Source organism: Samsonia erythrinae (assembly GCF_004342665.1).
Classification (GTDB): Bacteria; Pseudomonadota; Gammaproteobacteria; order Enterobacterales; family Enterobacteriaceae; genus Samsonia; species Samsonia erythrinae.
Genome location: NZ_SMBY01000028.1, coordinates 1 through 2252, shown reverse-complemented (window position 1 = coordinate 2252; position 2252 = coordinate 1). Strand labels below are relative to the sequence as shown.

The following is a 2252-nucleotide window of genomic DNA, read 5'->3' as shown; positions in this document are numbered from 1 at the left end:
ATATGGTCGCGGCGGGTGCGCGTCTTGTCGCTCAGGAACGTGAGCTGTGACGCGAACGGGTTCACCACCTTTAACGGTTTCAGTAACCGCTGGGCATTCTGGTACAGTTCGGTCAGATAGCCTTTCTCGTTCTCCATCAGCAACCCGGCTAGCGTCTGCTTATGCCGCTGCAACGCGTGTATCGCTTCCGTCTGTTCGCGGGACTCGTTCACGGTGAGCACCAGACAGCGGTTTAACAGCTCTTCATCCACGTCGATGGCCGTGGTAGTCAGCATCAGCATCACCGGGCCTTTCACCGTATATTGCTTCGTCACCAGATTCCCTGTGGCATCATCCTTGCCCGTTGACGCTATCGTCAGTTCACCATCTGACTGCAACAGCTTCAGTGCATAGGCGGCTTGCCTGACCCCTTCTTCTTCCGCTATCGCCAGTATCTTGTGCTGTAAGTTCGTTTCCCCCAGATAGAACAGGCTCTGTCCCGTCATGGCCGAGTATTGCAGCCGCTCTTCCGGTGGGATGAGATTCAGCACCGCATCCATTAAGCTTGATTTGCCCGCCGCCGAACTGCTCTGGATTAACACCGCTAACGGCCTGTCCAGCTTGCGCGACACCGCCGCCAGATACCCCGCCACCAGGTTGGTTGATTCGCCGACCACGCCGCAGGCCGCAAGGTCATCGGTCAGTCGGCTAATCAGGTTCGGGTCACGCAGCAGCGCCAGTGCGTCCGCTTTGGCGTCGTCATCCAGTTCCGGCGTGGCGTCACTGGCGGTTTCGGGTTGGGCAAGGTGGTTTTCCAGCGCCAGCAGCACCCGTCCCAGACTGCGTTTAACATCACTTTCCGCCAACCCCAGCTCCGAGGCGGCCAGCCGCGCATAGCCTGCCCGGCTCCGCGCACTCATCATGTCCACGCTGTCCGCGAACACTACGCCGCTCTGCGTATCCAGCACCTGCGCGTTCACCTTCATCACGCCGCTGCACGCTTTCACTGATGCCATGCCCCGGATACGCCATTGCTGACCGGACAACGCTATCTCCAGCTCACCGTTCGGCAACGCTTCAACCACAACCCCGGCCGCTAAAGAGGAAGCAGGCTGAGACAGTTTTTCAGGTTGTGGCGCGGCTTTCCGTTGTGGCACAGCGGTGGTTTCTGGCTCGGATTCAACCCCGACCGCTTCCCCCATCGGTAACGCACCGTCAACCAGTAACCCGAACGCCGCTTCCGGCTCCGCCACCTGACACAGGTATTCATTCGCATCCATCCCAGCCGGGAACACCACCCGGAACGGCGTGATGCCGTCAGCGGCTAACACGGAAGCCAGTTTTTCCGCGCCTTCATCGCCTGCCGCGTCGTTATCGAACGCGATGAGCACCTGTTTTACCCCGTGGCGGATAACCGCCTGCCGCATCTCATCGGTAACGCCGTTTACCCCATAGGCTGCCGTCACGTTGCGATAACCCGCCACCCAGAACGACATCGCATCGATAAGCGATTCGCATAAGATGACCGATTTACTGGCAACCAGCGCCGGCTCGTTCCACACCCCGCCATGCGGCCCCGACAGATACAGGTGCAGCGGCGTGCCTCTGCGTAACTCACTGCTGACCTTGCGGCCATACAGCTCCCGTACCTGACCGTTAAGGTCGATAACCGGCACCACGAGCGACCCCGCCAGATGTTCATGCCCGGATGGCCGCATTATCCCCAGCGCCTGCAACTGGCTGCGGATGGCCGCGCCGTCTTTCAGTTTTTTCGGTGGCAGACGATACGCCAGCGTGCGGTTGGCGAACCCTAAACGGAACTGGGCGACTAACTCAGGATGGTTGAGGCGGCGCTTTTCCAGATAGGCGATGGCCTCCGGCGCATTGAGCAGCGTGTGGTGATAGAAGTCGATAACGCGTGTCAGTAACGCCTGCCTTTCCTGCTCATCGGCGATATCGGCAACAGGTGGCAACGGTGCTGCCGCTGGCACCACACCCAGCTCACCCCGCAGGCGGTCAACCGCCCGGTGCAGGCTTAACCCTTCCGTTTTCATCACCCAGTCCAGCACCGAGCCGCCTGCGTCGCAGCCGAAGCAGTGATACAGGTTCTTCTCCGGGCTGATAACGCAGGACGGGTTTTTCTCCTGATGGAACGGGCACAGCACCACATAGTCCTTGCCGCGCTTAAACACCTGCCGCCCCTGCGCACGCACCACCTCCACTAACGGCACGGCGGCTTTGAGGTGCTGCAACTCGGATTCGGGGAGGCGTGC

The 2252-nt window shown here is 60.4% G+C and carries 1 protein-coding gene; it reads right to left on the bottom strand.

The genetic code is table 11. From position 1 onward, the window contains the following. Window positions 1-2252 (bottom strand): DNA primase (locus EDC54_RS17810; RefSeq protein WP_132459480.1); only part of this gene is annotated, 2252 nt, incomplete at both ends.